This is a genomic window from bacterium, assembly GCA_035528375.1.
Lineage (GTDB): Bacteria > RBG-13-66-14 > RBG-13-66-14 > RBG-13-66-14 > RBG-13-66-14 > RBG-13-66-14.
The window spans coordinates 25,268-40,650 of sequence record DATKYS010000038.1; the positions used below are offsets into that span (position 1 = coordinate 25,268).

Sequence of the window (15,383 nt, forward strand, 5' to 3'; positions counted from 1 at the left end):
CCTCTGTGGAGTGTCAACGCCCGTTCATCGTTCACATCCCCTTGGGTTTAATGGGGGATACAACCCCGGCCCCGGCGGCGAGACACCGCTCGACCGCCTCCCCTTTGAGGGCGTAAAAAGTGAAGTACAGGTCCGGCGCAGTCTGAACAAGCATCGGCTGGTACGACTCGGCGAAACGCGGATCGGAGAGCACGGACCGGTTGGGGTAGGAGAGCCGCTCGAAGGTGTACCCCGGGACGGCGTACCCACCCTCGAGCCACACCGCCACGTCATCGGAGTTGCTGGAGTTGGGATTGATGACGACCACCAGGGGTTTTTCGCGGAAAATCTGGTCCACGTCGCAGATGAAGTGCCCCATCATCCCCTCCTCGCTCCTGGACCCCTCCAGGGCCGCCCGGGCGTTGCACAGACCGGCGAAATCGAGGTTGGGGAGCCCCGACGCGTAGGGCAGGGCGCCCGCAGAACCACTCGCGATCAGAGTCCCCGCCGGCAACGCCTCCTTCAGGAATTCACCGGCGATAATCTTCCGGTTGTTGTGCAAGAGATCGCCGGGCGACGACCAGCGATCCAACGTCGGCTGAATCCCGGCGACGACGCCCCACAGGGCCACCAGACCGGCGAAAAGTCCGGGGACGAACCGCCATTTGGAACCCAGCTCCCGTAGCTCCCCCAGGCCCAGCGTCGCCCACAGGGCGAGAATCGCCGCGTAGGGCGCCATGAACCGGAAATGCCCCATGTAATCCCCGCCGGAGTAGACGATGAATACGGCACACCCGGCCAGCATCAGGGCCAGAAGGCTCGCGTCGGCCCGCTTGAAGCGGCGGACCAGCGCGAAGATCCCGGCGATTCCGAGCACCAGGGGCGGTCGAAGAACAACCCAGGAGAAGAGGTAACCAAGGCCGCTCTTGAGCTGGTAGAGCGACCCCCCGGCCTTGACGACGGCGGGTAGAGACCACCACAAACCGTAGTAGAGCCGGCGGAAGACGAGCTGCGCCGCCACCAGGCCCAGGGCGGGGATGAGATCGCGCCAGTCGGACCCGGTGGGGATTTTCCGCCACCGGCAGTAGACCTGATGAACGGCGAAGATGAGGATGAAGCCGAAGCCCTCGGGGCGCGTCAGCGCGGCCAGGCCGAGGAAAAAGCCGGTCCACGGGAACCGACCCGGTCTTTCACGGAGGTGGAAAAAGACGGCGCAGGCCAGCAGAAGCCCGAAGAAGACCGTTTCCAGCCCGGATCCGGCCCAGTAAACCACGGAGAAGGACGCGGCCACGAAACCCGGCGCCGCCAGGGGAAGCCAGCGCCGGTCCGGGAAGAACCTCTTCGCCAGACGCCAGACGACGTAGAGGAGCATCGCGCCGGAAAGGATACCCAGCGCAGGGGCGGCATGCTCCGGTGGGATGCCCGCCAGGGCGAAGGGGGCCAGGAGGAGGATCCAGAGGAGATTGGAGTAGCCCTCGTCGTGGACGCCGGGGTTGTAGACCAGCCCCTGACCTTGGACGAGGTTCTGCACGTAGCGGAAGGAGATGAAGGCGTCTTCGTTTAAAAAGAAGCAGGATACGGCCCAGGCTGACCACAGGACCACGATGGCGAGGAAGACCAGGTGGGGTACGAGGTCCCGAGTCGGTCCGCGTTCAAGCTCGGTCATGTCCGGCCCGCCGCGAGGTCGTTTCCGCTTCGCGTCCATTTAAAAGAGTTGTGAACCAAATCGGACCCGGGGGACGGGCGCAACCCCCGCGCCGCAACCGCCGGCCTCAGAGCAGGCCCAGCTTCCCGAGCTCCGCCCGTGTGCTCTCCAGACCCGCCGGGTCGCCGACGCCCAGAACCCGGATTCCGGGGGCGCAGCGTTTCAACAGGCCCGCGAGCACGTTCCCGTTGCCGAACTCCACAGCGAGCTCTACGCCCCGCTCCTCCAGGTATTGCGCGTCGGCCAGCCAGAGCACCGGCTCACAGACTTGGCGAGCCAGTGTTTGAGGAATTTCGTCCATGTCAGACACCGGCTTGCCGGTGACATTCGTAGCAACGGGAAAATCGGGGCGATTAAACGTGTATTTCGCCAACTCACCCGTGAGCGCGATAGCGGCGTCTTTCACCAGCGAGGTGTGGAAGGGGCCGCTCACGTTCAGAATGACCGCCCGCTTGGCCCCCGCCCCCTTGGCCAGCTCGACGAAGCGCTCGAGGCCCCGAACCTCGCCGCCGACGACGATCTGGTTCGGGGCGTTGACCGTGGCCAGCTCCACCCGGCCCGCCCCCCGAGCCTCGGGGATGATTTTACCGACCTCGTCCTCGTCCAGGCCGATGACGGCGGCCAGGGTGCCCGGGTTTTTGGCCGAGGCGTCGCGGATGAGCTCGCCGCGTCGGCGGACGAGGCGCAGGCCGTCCTCGAAGGAGACGGCCCCGGCGGCGGCGTAGGCTGAATATTCGCCCAGGGAGTGGCCGGCGGCCACGGTCCAGTCCAGGTCTCCGGCCACTTCCCGGAAACAGGCCCAGGCCGCGTAACTCACCAGGTAGATGGCCGGCTGCGTGTTCTCGGTGGCGGTCAGCTCCTCGTCCGGCCCCTCGAAGCAGAGCTTTTTTATCGAATAGCCCAGCGCGTCGTCCGCGCGTTCGAAGAGCTCCCGCGCCAGGGGGAAGGCGTCGAAGAGAGCCCGGCCCATCCCCACGGTCTGCGAGCCCTGTCCCGGAAACACGGCGGCGAGCCTCATCCCGTCCTTTCGTTTTATGAAAGACCTCATCGCCGGCCGTCGGACCGGGCGGGGGCAAGGTGCGTTTTACTACTTCAGAGAGAACACGACGCCGGCATGGATGTCCAGATAGGAGGCCCCGGCGTTGTCCCCCCACTCCACCCGCTCGCTCTCTTCGATGTCAATCGTCTGAAACTTCCCGGTGAAGTGGTAGCCCACCGCGAGGTTGACGAACATGATGGAGTTCAGCCTGTACCCGCAGCCCAGCTCGGCGTGAATACCGTGGGCCGTGAGAAAACCGGTCCCGGTGGTGTCGGTGATGGAGGCGTCGAGGGTGTAACCCACCGCGGGCCACAGCCGCCACTTCTCGCCCAAATTCACCTCGGTGAAGAGGTCGAGGGAGAAGAGCTGGTGCGACATCGGGACCGTGTTATCCTCGGATACCTGCCACTCGAAGGGGGAGAACTCCAGCAAGGCCCTGGCCCCGACGATGCCGGCGATGGTCAGCCCGAGGTCCAGCCGGACCAGGAAGCCCGGGTCGTCGAGCCCTCCGGGCACGTCCCGGACGCTGGGAACCAATAGACCGGTCCCCAGCCCGATGACGAAGCCGAGGACCTGTTCCTCTTCTTGAGCCCCGATGGGTGTCCACAGCGCGGCGACCAGAAGAGTCATCAGAACGATTCTGAACACGTTAAGGGCCCCCTTCGATGTGATAGCGGGCGGCTAGGAGTCCAGCTTACCAGTTACGCCCCACCGGGTCAATCGGTGTGAGGGCGGACCCAATCGAAGGAGACAAGGGGTTTGAATCCCTTGCCGGTCGGCGGAGGTTTTAAAAAGCCCCGGCGGACCGGGGCCGATGGATGGCAAAAACGACGGGAATCAGATGCACCAGCGCAGGAGGTTGGCGGCCCAGGCGAAACCCGCCCCGAAGGTGGTGGTGCAGACCAGGTCCCCCTTCTTGAGCCGACCCGTGCGGTACGCCTCCTCGAAACAGATGGGGATGGTGGCGGCCGAGGTGTTCGCCTGCCGCTGGATGTTCACGAAGGCGCGCTCGGGGGGGATGTCGAGCCTTTTGCGTACCGCCTCGATGATCCGCAGGTTGGCCTGATGGGGAACGAGGAGGTCCACGTCCTCCTCGGTGTAGCCGGCCTTCTGGATCACCGACTGGGCGCCCTCGACCATGGCGCGCACGGCGCCTTTGAACACGTCCTGACCGGACATGTGGACGTAATGCATCCGCTTGTCCACGGTCTCGTGTGTCGCGGGGTTGCGGGAACCGCCGCCGGGCTGGTAGAGCTGCATGCCGCTGCCGCCGTCGGCCTTGATGAAGTGGGCCAGGATGCCCTCCCCCTCGGCGACCGGCGAGACGACCACCGCTCCGGCGCCGTCGCCGAAGAGTACGCAGGTGTCGCGGTCCGTCCAGTCCGTGATCCGGGTCAAAGCTTCCACGCCCACCACCATGACGTTCGTCAGAATCCCCGCGCGGATGTAGGCGTCCGCGACGGAGAGAGCCGAGGCGAAACCGGCGCAACCGGCGCTCAGATCAAAACCGCCGGCGTTTCTCGCCCCCAGGCGGTCCTGTACGAGGCAGGCGGTGGCGGGGAACGCGTAATCCGGGGTCACCGTCGCCACGATGACGGCGTCCAGGGTCAGGGGGTCCAGGCCGGACATCTCCAGGGCGGCCTGGGCGGCGGCGAAGGCCATGTCGCTGGAGGCTTCGTCATCGCCGATGATGTGCCGCTCCCACATGCCGGTCCGCGTCTTTATCCACTCGTCCGAGGTGTCCACCATCTTCTCGAGATCGAAGTTGTTGAGCACCTTCTCGGGGAGGTAGGACCCCACTCCGACGATACCCGCGCTACGCTGCATCATGACTCCAATCGTCGCCTGAAAGGCAGGGATTCGGTGGTTGACACGGCGATGCCCGTTCAGAACGTGAACGGGCGGCTCACCCGTTCTTGGCCAATCTCACGTTACCCAAATATAAAACGTCGAGCCCGCAAGAGTAAAAAGTGCGGATCGCGTCGGTGGGTGTGCAGACGATGGCTTCGCCGTTCAGGTTGAAGCTGGTGTTGAGGATGATGGGCACGCCGGTCTTTTCTTCGAAATGAGAGATGAGCTTATAGTACAGGGGATTCGTCTCCCGGTCCACGGTCTGGAGGCGGCCGGTGCCGTCCACGTGCACGACGGCCGGAACTTCCGCCGTCTTTTCGGGCCGGAAATTGAGCACCCGCTCCATGAAAGGCACCCTGTCCTTCGGCCTGCACTGGAAATAATCCGCCACCCTCTCGGCGATGATCGAGGGCGCGAAGGGGCGGAAGCTTTCCCGGTACTTGACGGCCAGGTTGACCCGGTCTTTGGTCCCGGCGTCCCGGGGATCGGCCAGAATCGAACGGTTCCCCAAGGCGCGCTGCCCGAACTCCATCCGTCCCTGGAACCACCCCACGAGCCTGCCTCGGACTAAATCCTCCGCCGCCATGACCGCCGGATCACCGACCACCTCGTGAGGAAGGTTGTATTTCTTGACCGTGTCCAGGCATTCGGAGTCGGTGAAGCCGGGCCCCCAGAAATTGTGCTTCATCGCGCCTGCCGGCCTCTTCCCGGTCCGGACGGACTCCAGGTACAAAGCGGCCCCGACGCTGGTGCCGGAATCATCCGGACAGCCGGTAATGAAGCTCTCTTTGAAGGGGGACCGATCGTCGAGCTTGCCGTTGATAACACTGTTCATGAAGCAGCCGCCGGAAACCACAAGGTTGGAGGCGCCGGTGCGGCGGTGCAACGCCCCGAGCATGGAGGACACGCATTCCTCGAACGACGTCTGCAGAGCCGCCGCGATTTTCTCGTGGCGCTCGGTGAGCTCTTCACCGTAACTGCGCGGTTGGCCCAGGAGCTCGACCAGCTTCGGGGAGTACATCTTCGGTTCGGTGTAGTTATACCAGCCGAAGTAACTCAGATCGACTTCGAAGCCGCCGTCCTCGTAAAGGGTCAGTAACTTGCGGAGCTCGTCGGTGTACTCGTTCTCAGCCGGGGCGAAGGACGAAAGGGCCATCACCTTCCACTCGTCGGAATCGGGCCGAAAGCCGAGGAACTGAGTTATCGCCCCATAAAAAAGGCCCAGCGAGTGCGGGAAACACACCTCATCGAGGAAGGTCACGTCCACGCCCTTTACCCGGGCCATGAGCTGGGTCATCCTCTCGCCCCGGCCGTCGAGAATCAGGACGGCGCAGTCATCGAAGGGCGAAAGGAAGACGGCGTTCCCGATATGGGCCAGGTAGTGGTCCACGAAGGTTACCGGCGGCGCGTCCCGGGTAAGGTTCCTCCAACCCGGCAGAGGGTGCGCCGGCTGTCCGAGGAGGGCCTTAATCCTCGCCGGCACCGAAACGGCGTGTTCCGATCTCCACCGCCTCGTGTAGAATCCGGCCGGCATCGTCTCCATCTCGATGACCGGATTCCACGCGACCGCAATCTCGTCGAGCTCTCCGATCCGCAACCCCCCCATCTCGAGGCACTTCTCGACGGCCAGGGTCGGGAATACGTTGCTCCGTTTCCGCCTGTCCAGCCTCTCCTCAGCCATGGCCGCCACGACTTCACCGTCAACCACCAGGGCGGCGGAGCAAATCCAGACGTCGTGGCAGATGCCGAGAATCTTCATTCGGTTTCCCCCCTACTCCGCACCGGCGGCGTTGTCCTGGAGGTTCAGGATTATTCTGCCGTTCACATCCTCGTTAACGAGGCGGCGGGCCATCTTCAGGGCGTTCATCACCGCCTCGGCGTCGGAGGAACCGTGGGCGATGATGCTCGTACCCCTCACGCCGAGAAGCGGCGCCCCGCCGATGGAGCTGGGATCGGCCACGCGGCGGAAGTGGCGGAAGGCCGGCCTCATCAAAAAACCACCCAGGGTGGCCAGCGGCCGCCCGCGCATGCCCTCGCGGAGGTGGTGAATCACCCATCGCGACGCCGATTCGGAAAACTTCAACAGCACGTTCCCGACGAAACCGTCGCAGACCAGCACGTCGGCCCCGCCCGTGTAAACGCCGCGCCCCTCGACCATGCCGATGAAGTTGATCCCGGGGGTCTCACTCAGGAGCCGGAAGGCTTCCACCACCAGCTCGTTACCCTTGGCGGCCTCCTCGCCGATGGAAACCAGGCCGACGCGGGGGTTCTCGACGCCGAAGATGTGCCGGAGGTAGAGGGTTCCCATGACGGCGAAGCCGACGAGATGGCTGGGCCGGTTCTGGGCGTTGGCGCCGGCGTCAATCAGAACACCCCAGCCCTGGGTGCCGGGGAAGGCCACGGCGATGGCCGGCCGCTCCACCCCGGGCAGACGGCCCAGGTGGAGAATCGAGCTGGCCACCTGGGCTCCCGTCGAGCCGCAGGACACCAGGGCGCAGGCCTTGGCGTCCCGGACGAGGCGGGTGGCCACGGCGATGGAGGCTTCCCGCTTCCTCTTCAGGGCGTACGTCGGAGTCTCGTCCATGGCCACGGTCTCGGCGGCGTGGACGATGACGAAGGTCTCGGGGGGTATTTTCCGACGCTCGAGCTCCCCCGACACCTCGTCCGCGTGCCCGACGAGGATGATGGGACCTATCCCGTTACGCAGGGCCAGCCTGGCGCCCTCGATCTGGGCCCCCGGCGCGTCGTCGCCGCCCATGACGTCCAGGGCGATGGGTGGAGCTGCCGCGACGACTTCAGCCTTCTGTGACAAGGATTTCCCTCGGGAGTATATGCAAGCGGCGCGGTTCGCCCCGGCCCCGCGCCTCCAAGGGTCGAATCAACCCGCGCACCGCCGCGTCGCCGGCTTTACCCCTCTTGCTTCTCGGGGATGATGATCTGGCGTCCCTTGTAATGGCCGCAGGAGGGGCAGATCCGGTGGGGGAGTTTGGCCTCTCCGCAGTTCGGACAGGCGGTGAGGGTGGGAACCCGGAGGCTCGCCACCCAGTGAGCCCGGCGCATGTCGCGCTTGGAGCGCGATTTCCTTCTCTTCGGTACGGCCATGTCAAGCTCCTCGTATCAACAACGGCTTTCCGCAACGGCGGAGCCGTATATCTGCGACGGCGCAGCCAAAATCAACCGGTAACGGAGACCATGACGATGTCTTTAGTATCCCGGGCTATCACGAGCTCCTCGTTGGTGGGGATGACCCAGACGGATACCCTGGAATTTTCAACCGTTATCCTGCCCTCTTTCCCCGCGCCCGGCTTGAACGTATCGGTGTTGAGCCGCTCGTCGAGTCGGAGCCCCAGGTACGAGAGCGGTTCGCAGACCAGGGTGCGGACGATGGAAGAATTCTCGCCGACTCCCGCGGTGAAGACGACGGCGTCCACGCCGTTCATGGCTGCCGTGTAGGCTCCGATGTACTTCCGGATGCGGTAGGCGTAGATCTCCATGATTTCACGGCAGACCGGATCGCCCTTGAAGTACTGCTCCTCCACGTCCCGCATATCTATGTACTTGTCGCCGGAAAGGCCCTTGATGCCCGACCGGCTGTTCAGGAGGTTGTCCACCCTGCCCGGCGAAAAGCCCTCGTTCCTCATCAGAAAGACCGGGATGGCCGGATCTATATCGCCGCAACGGCTGCCCATCACCAGGCCCTCCAGGGGGGTGAAGCCCATCGAGGTGTCCACACTCTTCCCGCCGCTCACCGCCGCCACGGAAGCCCCGTTGCCCAGGTGGCAGGTGATTATCTTCAGCTCCTCGGCGGGACGGCCGATGAGCTCGGCGCAGCGATGGCTCACATAGCGATGGCTCGTCCCGTGGAAACCGTACCGCCGCAGGCGGTATTTCTCGTAGAGCCAGGCCGGTACGGCGTAGAGGTAGGCCGTGCGCGGCATGGTCTGGTGGAAGGCGGTGTCGAACACACCGACCTGGGGGACGCCGGGGAGGACCTTGGTCGTAGCCTCTATCCCCTTGATGTTGGCCGGGTTATGCAATGGAGCCAGGGGAACACACTCCTCGAGAACCTTGTACACGCGATCATCTATGAGCATGCTCTCGGTCATCCGTTCCCCGCCGTGGACGACCCGGTGCCCCACGGCGTCTATCTCCTTGACGGACCCGAGGACCCCCGCCTCGGCGTCGGTGAGTTGATCCAGGATGACCTGGATGGCTTCGGCGTGGTCGTTCACATCGGGGGGCTCCTTCTCGAGCTTGGCCCCGGCGGTCTGGTACTTCAACCGGGCCTGCCCCGCGCCGATCCGCTCGACGATTCCCTTCGCCAGCACTCTTTCGGTGTCCATGTCCAGTAGCTGAAACTTTACCGAGGAGCTGCCGCAGTTCAGGACCAGGACGTTCATCGGTGGGCCCGCAGTCTTTAGCTGGATTCGACCTTAATCATCCCCGCCCCAGGGGGGCGGGAATCTTTGTAGCGGCTTTTGGAGCGGTAGTTTAGCACCCGAGCCCCCGTTAGTCAAGAACGGGCTGACCCGGATGCACATTCCGTCGGCCGGTCCCCAAACCCACCGTAGGTCTCCGACGAAGCTGCGACCGAAGGCAAAGCGGATGGTCCGGACCATCCGCTTCAGGAGGTGCGAAAGGGGGGGGCGGGTTACCGGGTGACCACCAGAGGCGCGCTCGCGCTCACACCATCGCTCGTGGCCCGAACGAAGTACGCCCCGGAACGGAGCCCCGTGGTGTCTACGGCCAGCTCGTGCCGCCCTGCGGTCAGGGTGCCTGAAAAAACGGTTCCCACGCGGCGCCCGGCCGTATCGTACACGGCGACCTCTACGTTTCCGGTCGCAGGCACATCGAAGCTCACCACCGCGCCGTTGTCGGCCGGGTTGGGTGTGATCGAGCTGAGGATGATCCGAGGCGGAGAATAACCGTCGGAGTTGCCTTTCGGCGGTACGGGATTGTGCCGGTAGTAAATATCCCAGTCCACGCCGCCGTCGATCGAGTAGGCGTAGATGAGGTTCAAATCACCTTTCAGACCGCTGGAAAGCGAAACCGTGCGGGTGTTGCCTAAGTAGGAGCCGATGAACTCTGGGGTGCTCATGCCATAGAGGCCCACCGTGGCCTGGTACAGGCAGTAGTGCCCCTCCACCCCTTGAGACCAAACCAACCGCACGCCCGAGTAAGACACCCCCAGCGCGGCCTGTCTGATAAAGAAATCCCCGGCCGGGCTGACGGATTGGCCCTCCAGGAGCCAGACATCGTTGGGGTCATAGATGCTTTTCACCGAATACTCGACCTGGGTGGGTATCCCCTCGGGGGGATCGTACATGCCCAGCTCCACGTCTTGGACGCATGTTTGGGATAAAAACAGCAGGTCTGTGCAAATGACGACGTCATGGGGCATACCGGGGCCGAGGTTCAGCTCTTCGCTCCAGACACCATTGGGGGAGAGCGTTTTGTAGTAAACGTGCCAGTCGTTACGGGCCGTGCGGTCGTCGGCCCATAAGAGGTGGAGGGTCCCGGTTTCATCCAGCACCATCAACTGCGCCCAGCGATCGCCCACACCGATATCCGTCAACGGCACCTCATCGGACCACTGCCCGTTCTCCCAGTAACAGTAGTGGAGTTCGAACCGCGTCCGCGATTCGCCCGGGCCATCGCACCAGACGAGGTGCACCTTCCCGCCCGGCTCGGCCACCACGAGCGGAGCCAGAGAATGCCAACGCGGTTTCACGACCAGCGGCTCGTCGTTGCTCCAGGTCCCGGCCGAGGCGTCGTAGCGGCACCAGAAAACATCGCCGTACGGGTAATTCAAACGGTAGTCGTACCAAACGACGGTGATGTTCCCTTTGCCATCAATCGCCATCGAGGGGACGTGGGACATGCCTTCCCCCCAGCTCAGACGCAGCGGCTCCGACCAGGTGCCGCCCTCATTGTTCATGTAGTAGATTTCGCGGTTTCCCGGTTCCTCGAAGTCGGAGAAGAATACCAGATGCAGGGTTCCGCGGCTGTCCATGACTTGGCAGTACGTGCCCGATCCACCGACCATATCCACCGAATCGGTCGCGACGATGGCCTGCGGATCGGACCAGGTGTGCGCGAGCACCATCCCGACCAGGAGGGTCAACACCAGCATCACATTCTTCATCTTCGCACCTCCATCTCTTCCACTCCCTTCTAAATTAGCCTAAAAAATGCTTTCTGACAAGACGGATTCTCCGTTTATTACGCGCTTCACCTAAACCTTTTTTAAGCACACGCCGTGCCACCTTCTTCGGGCCGATGGTCGTTATTTTACATACGCCCATCTTCAATCCGGTGAACAAGTTACGCTCTCTCACCCCGGAACGGTCTGACGGGGCCGTAACACCCATGGGGTGAATCGGGGGGGTGTTTCAGGAACCGCGTTACATTTCCTCCCCTCATCGTGGTGAAATATTTAAAAAAAGGAGGGCGAAACGCCCCCCGACGTCGAACCCCGCTCAAGGATTCGGCCCCCAGACACTGCCACCGTCGTCATCGTCGTCGTCATCGTCGTCGTCGTCGCCCGTGGACGGTCCCCAAACGTCGCCGTGGTCGTCGTCATCGTCATCATTACCGGACACCCAGCCCCCGTCATCGTCGCCATCGGACTCGGCGGGGGTGCAGAACGCGGCGAACAGCACATCCAGAAGGCAGGAGGCGACGGCCTCCCCGGCAGCGTTGTCCTCCTCGTCGGATTCCGCGTCGAAGCCGAAGTAGAACTCCTCCACCACGACCCCCTCGGGCACGACGCTCACGAAGCGCGTCTCCAGGGGGGCGTCCTCACCGTCGTAGAGGGTGAGGCGGTGGGAACCCGAGGTCAGTCGCAGCTCGAGCCCATCGAGGGGAACGACCCCCACGGGGTTCCCGTCCACGGCGGCGGTGAATCCCCGCCCGTCGCAGCGGACGAGGAGCCTCCCCCAGGTGACCGATTCCTCGGCGACCGGCGGAAATTCTCGGTGGAAACCCTCGACGGCGGCGGCGGTCAAGAGGGGGAGCACGTCGGCGGAGGTGCCCGTAAAACGCCGCTCCTCGAGAATCTTGCCGTTCACCCCGACCAGATTCAGGCTCCAGTCGCCGTCGGTCTCGATGAAAACGAAAAGGACGGCGCGGGCGCCGTGATCGGCGGCGGGACCGAGATAGGGGGTGAAACCGCGGGTGCGCTCGTCCGGGCCCCAGACGCCGGAATCCGGCTCATCCGCCACGGTCCCGCTGTAGACCAGGCCCATCTCCCCGCCGAAGGTTTTGACCAGCACCCCGTCGGCGTGATCAGCCTCGACGGACGCGTCCCCCCGCAGGTCCACCACCGGCGCCAGGGCGATTCTCTCGCCCTCGGTGGAAAATACCCGCAGCTCGCCGCCCAGGGATGCCAGACACAGAATCAGGACGAAAAAAGCGATTCGACGCACGTCAAACCTCCCGCAACGTTATTGAATAATTATACCAGTAAATCCGCCCCGCGCCCGGGAAGTCTTTATTTAACCGGGGCTCTGTGGTAGCATCCATCTTTTCCGCTGAAGCGGAGGCGGCGATGCGGCTCTACGAGTACGAGGCGAAAGGCCTTTTCGGCGAATTCGGCATCCCGGTGCCGGGGGCGCGGGTGGCGAACGACCTGGCAGAGCTGGGCGGGTTCGCCGGCGAGCTGACGTATCCCGTGGCGGTCAAGGCCCAGGTGCTCACCGGCGGCCGCGGTAAAGCCGGCGGGGTTAAGGTGGTCGGGAACGCCGAAGAGCTTCTGCGCGAGGGGAAGCGCATCCTCGGGCTCACCATCCGCGGGTTCCCGGTGCGAAAACTTTTGATTGAAGACGCCCTGGACATTGCGGAGGAGCTCTATCTGGGCGTCGCCCTGGACCGCGCCGCCTACGCCCTCACCGTCATCGCCTCCCGGGAGGGAGGAGTAGAAATCGAGCGCGTGGCCGAAGAACGGCCCGGGGCCATCCACCGGCTCACGGTGGGGATTGACGAGCGCTTCTACCCCCACCAGGGCGTGGCGCTGGGGAAGGGACTCGGCCTGGAGGGGGACCGGCTCTCCGCCTTCGCCGCGATCGCCGCCCGCCTGCTGAAGCTCTTCCGCGCCCTGGACGCCAAGATGGCCGAGATAAATCCCCTGGTCGTAACCAAAGAGGGGGAGCTCGTCGCGGCCGACGCCCGCGTCAACGTGGACGACGACGCCCTCTTCCGCCAGCCGCGGCTCGAGGCCCTGGCCGGCGGCGGACGGCACGAGGAGGGGGAGCTCACCCCCCGCGAAAAAAAGGCCCGGGAGCTCGGCATCCCCTACCTGGACCTGGACGGCGACATCGGGATGTTCCCCGGCGGCGCCGGCTTCGGCATCATGGGCAACGACTTCATCCATTACTTCGGCGGCCGACCGGCCAACTTCATGGACTCCGGCGGCGGGCCCACCCCGGAGCGCCTGGCCGCGATGCTCAAGCTCCTGGACGAGAATCCCAACGTCAAGGTCATCTTCGGCGCCCGCTTCGGCGGCGTATCCCGCTGCGACGACTTCGCCCGGGGCGTGGTCATGTTCCTGAAGGAGCACGGACTGTCGAAACCGATGGCGTTGCGCTTCACCGGGAACATGTGGCGGGAGGGTGTGCGTATATTCACCGAGGAGAAGGAGCAAAATCCCGCGCTCTTCGAGAAGATCGAGTTCTTCGGCATCGAGACGCCCATCGAGACCGTGGCCCGGCGGGCCGTCGAGCTGGCCCGGGCGGCCGTGTAGGACGGGCACCCCGATCCGTGCGATTTGTTTACGTGGAACCAGCCATAAGCCTGGAGGAAAAATGCAGCGGATCATCGTTCTGGCGCTAATTCTCAGCCTTACTCCGGCCTTCGCCCTCACCGACGACGACATGGTGAGCCTCCTGGTGGACCTCTACACCTCGTCGTACACAGGCCGGACCGAGGGGGAGATATTCGCCTCCTACGGCACCACCGAGGCTGAGATGAGCGCGTACTACGACTCGCTCCCCGCCGAACGGCAGGACGAAATCGTTGCGCGGATGCAAGCGGGCTACTACGCCTTTATGGACTCCCGCTTCGAGGACTTCTACGGGAAGGGCCCCGCTCTCTTCACCGCGCCTTCCCTGGGCGGCGAACCCTACATGCTTGCGGAGGACCTCGGCGACAAGGTGCTTTTCATCAACGTCTTCGCCACCTGGTGCCCGCCCTGCGAAGATGAAATCCCCAACTTCGTGGCCCTCATCGAGGAGTACGGGGGCGCGTTCGGCGTGGTGGGGGTCAGCGTGGATGATTATCTCAAGGTGGACGATCTGGACTGGTTCGCCAAAGAACATGGGATAAATTACCCCCTCGTCCTCTACACCCAGACCGACGAGGAGGCCCAGGGCTACTACTCCGCGGACAGCATCCCCACCACGTGGATAGTGGACCCCGAGGGGCTGGTGCAAAAGGTCATCGTCGGCAGCCGACCTAAAGAGGAGTTCAAGGAAATCATAGATTCCTACCTCGCCGGCGATTGACGCGGTGTTACCCCCTCCCCCCTCTGCTGGGGGGAGGGCTGGTATGGGGGATAAAGCGGCGGCCCGCAGAGGGGCCGCCCTACATTCAAGCGTAAAACGGGAATTAAAAAAGGGGGGGTTCACCCGCCAATGTCTATACCCAACCAATCCCCGTAGGGGCGACCGTGGACGGTCGCCCCTACGCGCCGTTTAATGCGGCGTCGCCGTAGGGGCGGGTGTCCACACCCGCCCGCGGGCCGACCTGAAGGTCGGCCCCTACGTCATCGCAATCTGCCAAGCACGAGCAGGAGTGAGGGTTGCCCAATATCCCCTCTCCCTTTTAGGGAGAGGCTCGCCTACGGGCTAGGGTGAGGGTCAGAACGGCGGCCCGCAGAGGGACCGCCCTACGGAGTTTTGGAGGTATTTTGAGTACTTCGAGTACAGGAAGAGGACAATTTTACGATTAGTCGAGTGGTTCCGTTCGGTTTAATCAATGGTAAGTGCTTCCTGAATTTTTAAATGTTGGATTACGCTAGAAATAGCAACCTACATTGATGCCATACGTAAGCATGGGGGTATCATATTCTAGCTCATAGTAGCGATCACCATGGGAACCAGATGCTAAACAATCAGCTGTTAAACCACCAGGAATCACCATATTACAGAAAATGCCCAACTCAGTTTGTGTATCCAAGGATACGGCAAGGCTAGCTTCTGCTGTATAAACAAAACCTGAGGATCTCAAATGTACAAAATAATCTGATAAACCTATGTCATTAACATCAGCCCAGAATTTTAAATACGCCCAAAAATAACCCGCTCCAGCTTCTAAATATAAATTAATAGGATTTAATCTTAAGAAACCTGTTGAAAGAGAAGTATAGATAAACCAATTTTGAACATCGCCATTTCCTCCGGTAGGGAAATAGGTACCACCGATATTTAAATTAATCCAATATAAACCTCTATATATAAATCGAAGATTTACGGGTAGTAATAACTCATTGTATTTAAAATCACCCTCATCTGAATTATCACCCGTGAATGTAATATAATATGATGGAAACTGCGCACCTATAAATGTTCCTATACCAAACGGGTATCTAGTCACCTCACGTCTTTGCGCAGCAGCTTTTCTTTCACTTTCTTTAATTGCTTCCGCATATTGTATTTCTTCAACCTCTTCAAGAACAGCGCCTTCCAATGTACCAACAGCATTATAGGCCCAGGGTAATATTCCCTTTTCTGTATCAATCATCTCAAGGAGCAATTCGCTTTCACCCCCAAAATTAATCGTACCTCGGCCATAAATAAAGCCGTCAATTCCATA

At 62.6% G+C, this 15,383-nt stretch carries 13 protein-coding genes; 2 read left to right on the plus strand and 11 right to left on the minus strand.

The features are described from left to right. Positions 1 to 31 precede the first annotated feature (31 nt). The 10 genes from VM054_02865 to VM054_02910 all read right to left on the minus strand — a co-directional run bounded on the left by VM054_02865 (position 32) and on the right by VM054_02910 (position 12,001). Positions 32 to 1,645: a hypothetical protein gene (locus tag VM054_02865; GenBank protein ID HUT98000.1), complete on the minus strand. Its 1,614-nt coding sequence runs from the start codon at positions 1,643 to 1,645 to the stop codon at positions 32 to 34. 106 nt (positions 1,646 to 1,751) lie between these two features. Further along, positions 1,752 to 2,702 (minus strand): ACP S-malonyltransferase, encoded by a 951-nt coding sequence (gene fabD, locus VM054_02870; GenBank protein HUT98001.1) that lies wholly within the window; start codon positions 2,700 to 2,702, stop codon positions 1,752 to 1,754. A 69-nt stretch (positions 2,703 to 2,771) separates the two neighbouring features. Further along, entirely contained in the window at positions 2,772 to 3,371 is a 600-nt protein-coding gene (locus tag VM054_02875; GenBank protein ID HUT98002.1) for a hypothetical protein, read from the minus strand. Between the two features lie 189 nt (positions 3,372 to 3,560). Next, on the minus strand, positions 3,561 to 4,553 hold the full coding sequence (locus VM054_02880) for a beta-ketoacyl-ACP synthase III (protein HUT98003.1): 993 nt from the start codon (positions 4,551 to 4,553) through the stop codon (positions 3,561 to 3,563). Positions 4,554 to 4,629: 76 nt separating this feature from the next. Then, entirely contained in the window at positions 4,630 to 6,333 is a 1,704-nt protein-coding gene (locus tag VM054_02885) for a carbamoyltransferase C-terminal domain-containing protein (GenBank protein ID HUT98004.1), read from the minus strand. Between the two features lie 12 nt (positions 6,334 to 6,345). Beyond that, the gene (gene plsX / locus VM054_02890) at positions 6,346 to 7,386 is read right to left on the minus strand and encodes a phosphate acyltransferase PlsX (GenBank protein ID HUT98005.1); all 1,041 of its coding nucleotides are present in this window, start codon (positions 7,384 to 7,386) and stop codon (positions 6,346 to 6,348) included. 95 nt (positions 7,387 to 7,481) lie between these two features. After that, positions 7,482 to 7,676 (minus strand): 50S ribosomal protein L32, encoded by a 195-nt coding sequence (rpmF, locus tag VM054_02895; protein ID HUT98006.1) that lies wholly within the window; start codon positions 7,674 to 7,676, stop codon positions 7,482 to 7,484. A gap of 71 nt (positions 7,677 to 7,747) precedes the next feature. Then, positions 7,748 to 8,974: an acetate kinase gene (locus VM054_02900; GenBank protein HUT98007.1), complete on the minus strand. Its 1,227-nt coding sequence runs from the start codon at positions 8,972 to 8,974 to the stop codon at positions 7,748 to 7,750. 251 nt (positions 8,975 to 9,225) lie between these two features. After that, complete coding sequence (locus VM054_02905) at positions 9,226 to 10,719, minus strand: T9SS type A sorting domain-containing protein (protein ID HUT98008.1); 1,494 nt, start codon at positions 10,717 to 10,719, stop codon at positions 9,226 to 9,228. A 334-nt stretch (positions 10,720 to 11,053) separates the two neighbouring features. Then, positions 11,054 to 12,001, minus strand: coding sequence for a hypothetical protein (locus tag VM054_02910; GenBank protein HUT98009.1), 948 nt, complete (start codon positions 11,999 to 12,001; stop codon positions 11,054 to 11,056). Between the two features lie 83 nt (positions 12,002 to 12,084). Here VM054_02910 and VM054_02915 point away from each other — a divergent pair, with 83 nt between their 5' ends. Both VM054_02915 and VM054_02920 read left to right on the plus strand, forming a co-directional pair. Beyond that, positions 12,085 to 13,314, plus strand: coding sequence for an ATP-grasp domain-containing protein (locus VM054_02915; protein HUT98010.1), 1,230 nt, complete (start codon positions 12,085 to 12,087; stop codon positions 13,312 to 13,314). Between the two features lie 61 nt (positions 13,315 to 13,375). After that, positions 13,376 to 14,074 (plus strand): TlpA disulfide reductase family protein, encoded by a 699-nt coding sequence (locus tag VM054_02920; protein HUT98011.1) that lies wholly within the window; start codon positions 13,376 to 13,378, stop codon positions 14,072 to 14,074. 511 nt (positions 14,075 to 14,585) lie between these two features. Here the strand turns inward: VM054_02920 and VM054_02925 are convergent. Beyond that, on the minus strand, positions 14,586 to 15,383 hold a 798-nt coding region (locus tag VM054_02925; protein ID HUT98012.1), incomplete at its 5' end, for a hypothetical protein.

Bases quoted from the DNA above. Each gene is read 5' to 3' on its own strand.
- VM054_02900 (HUT98007.1), bottom strand. From the start codon at position 8,974: ATGAACGTCCTGGTCCTGAACTGCGGCAGCTCCTCGGTAAAGTTTCAG.
- VM054_02880 (HUT98003.1), bottom strand. From the start codon at position 4,553: ATGATGCAGCGTAGCGCGGGTATCGTCGGAGTGGGGTCCTACCTCCCC.
- fabD (HUT98001.1), bottom strand. From the start codon at position 2,702: ATGAGGCTCGCCGCCGTGTTTCCGGGACAGGGCTCGCAGACCGTGGGG.
- VM054_02885 (HUT98004.1), bottom strand. From the start codon at position 6,333: ATGAAGATTCTCGGCATCTGCCACGACGTCTGGATTTGCTCCGCCGCC.
- VM054_02865 (HUT98000.1), bottom strand. From the start codon at position 1,645: ATGACCGAGCTTGAACGCGGACCGACTCGGGACCTCGTACCCCACCTG.
- VM054_02920 (HUT98011.1), top strand. From the start codon at position 13,376: ATGCAGCGGATCATCGTTCTGGCGCTAATTCTCAGCCTTACTCCGGCC.
- VM054_02905 (HUT98008.1), bottom strand. From the start codon at position 10,719: ATGAAGAATGTGATGCTGGTGTTGACCCTCCTGGTCGGGATGGTGCTC.
- rpmF (HUT98006.1), bottom strand. From the start codon at position 7,676: ATGGCCGTACCGAAGAGAAGGAAATCGCGCTCCAAGCGCGACATGCGC.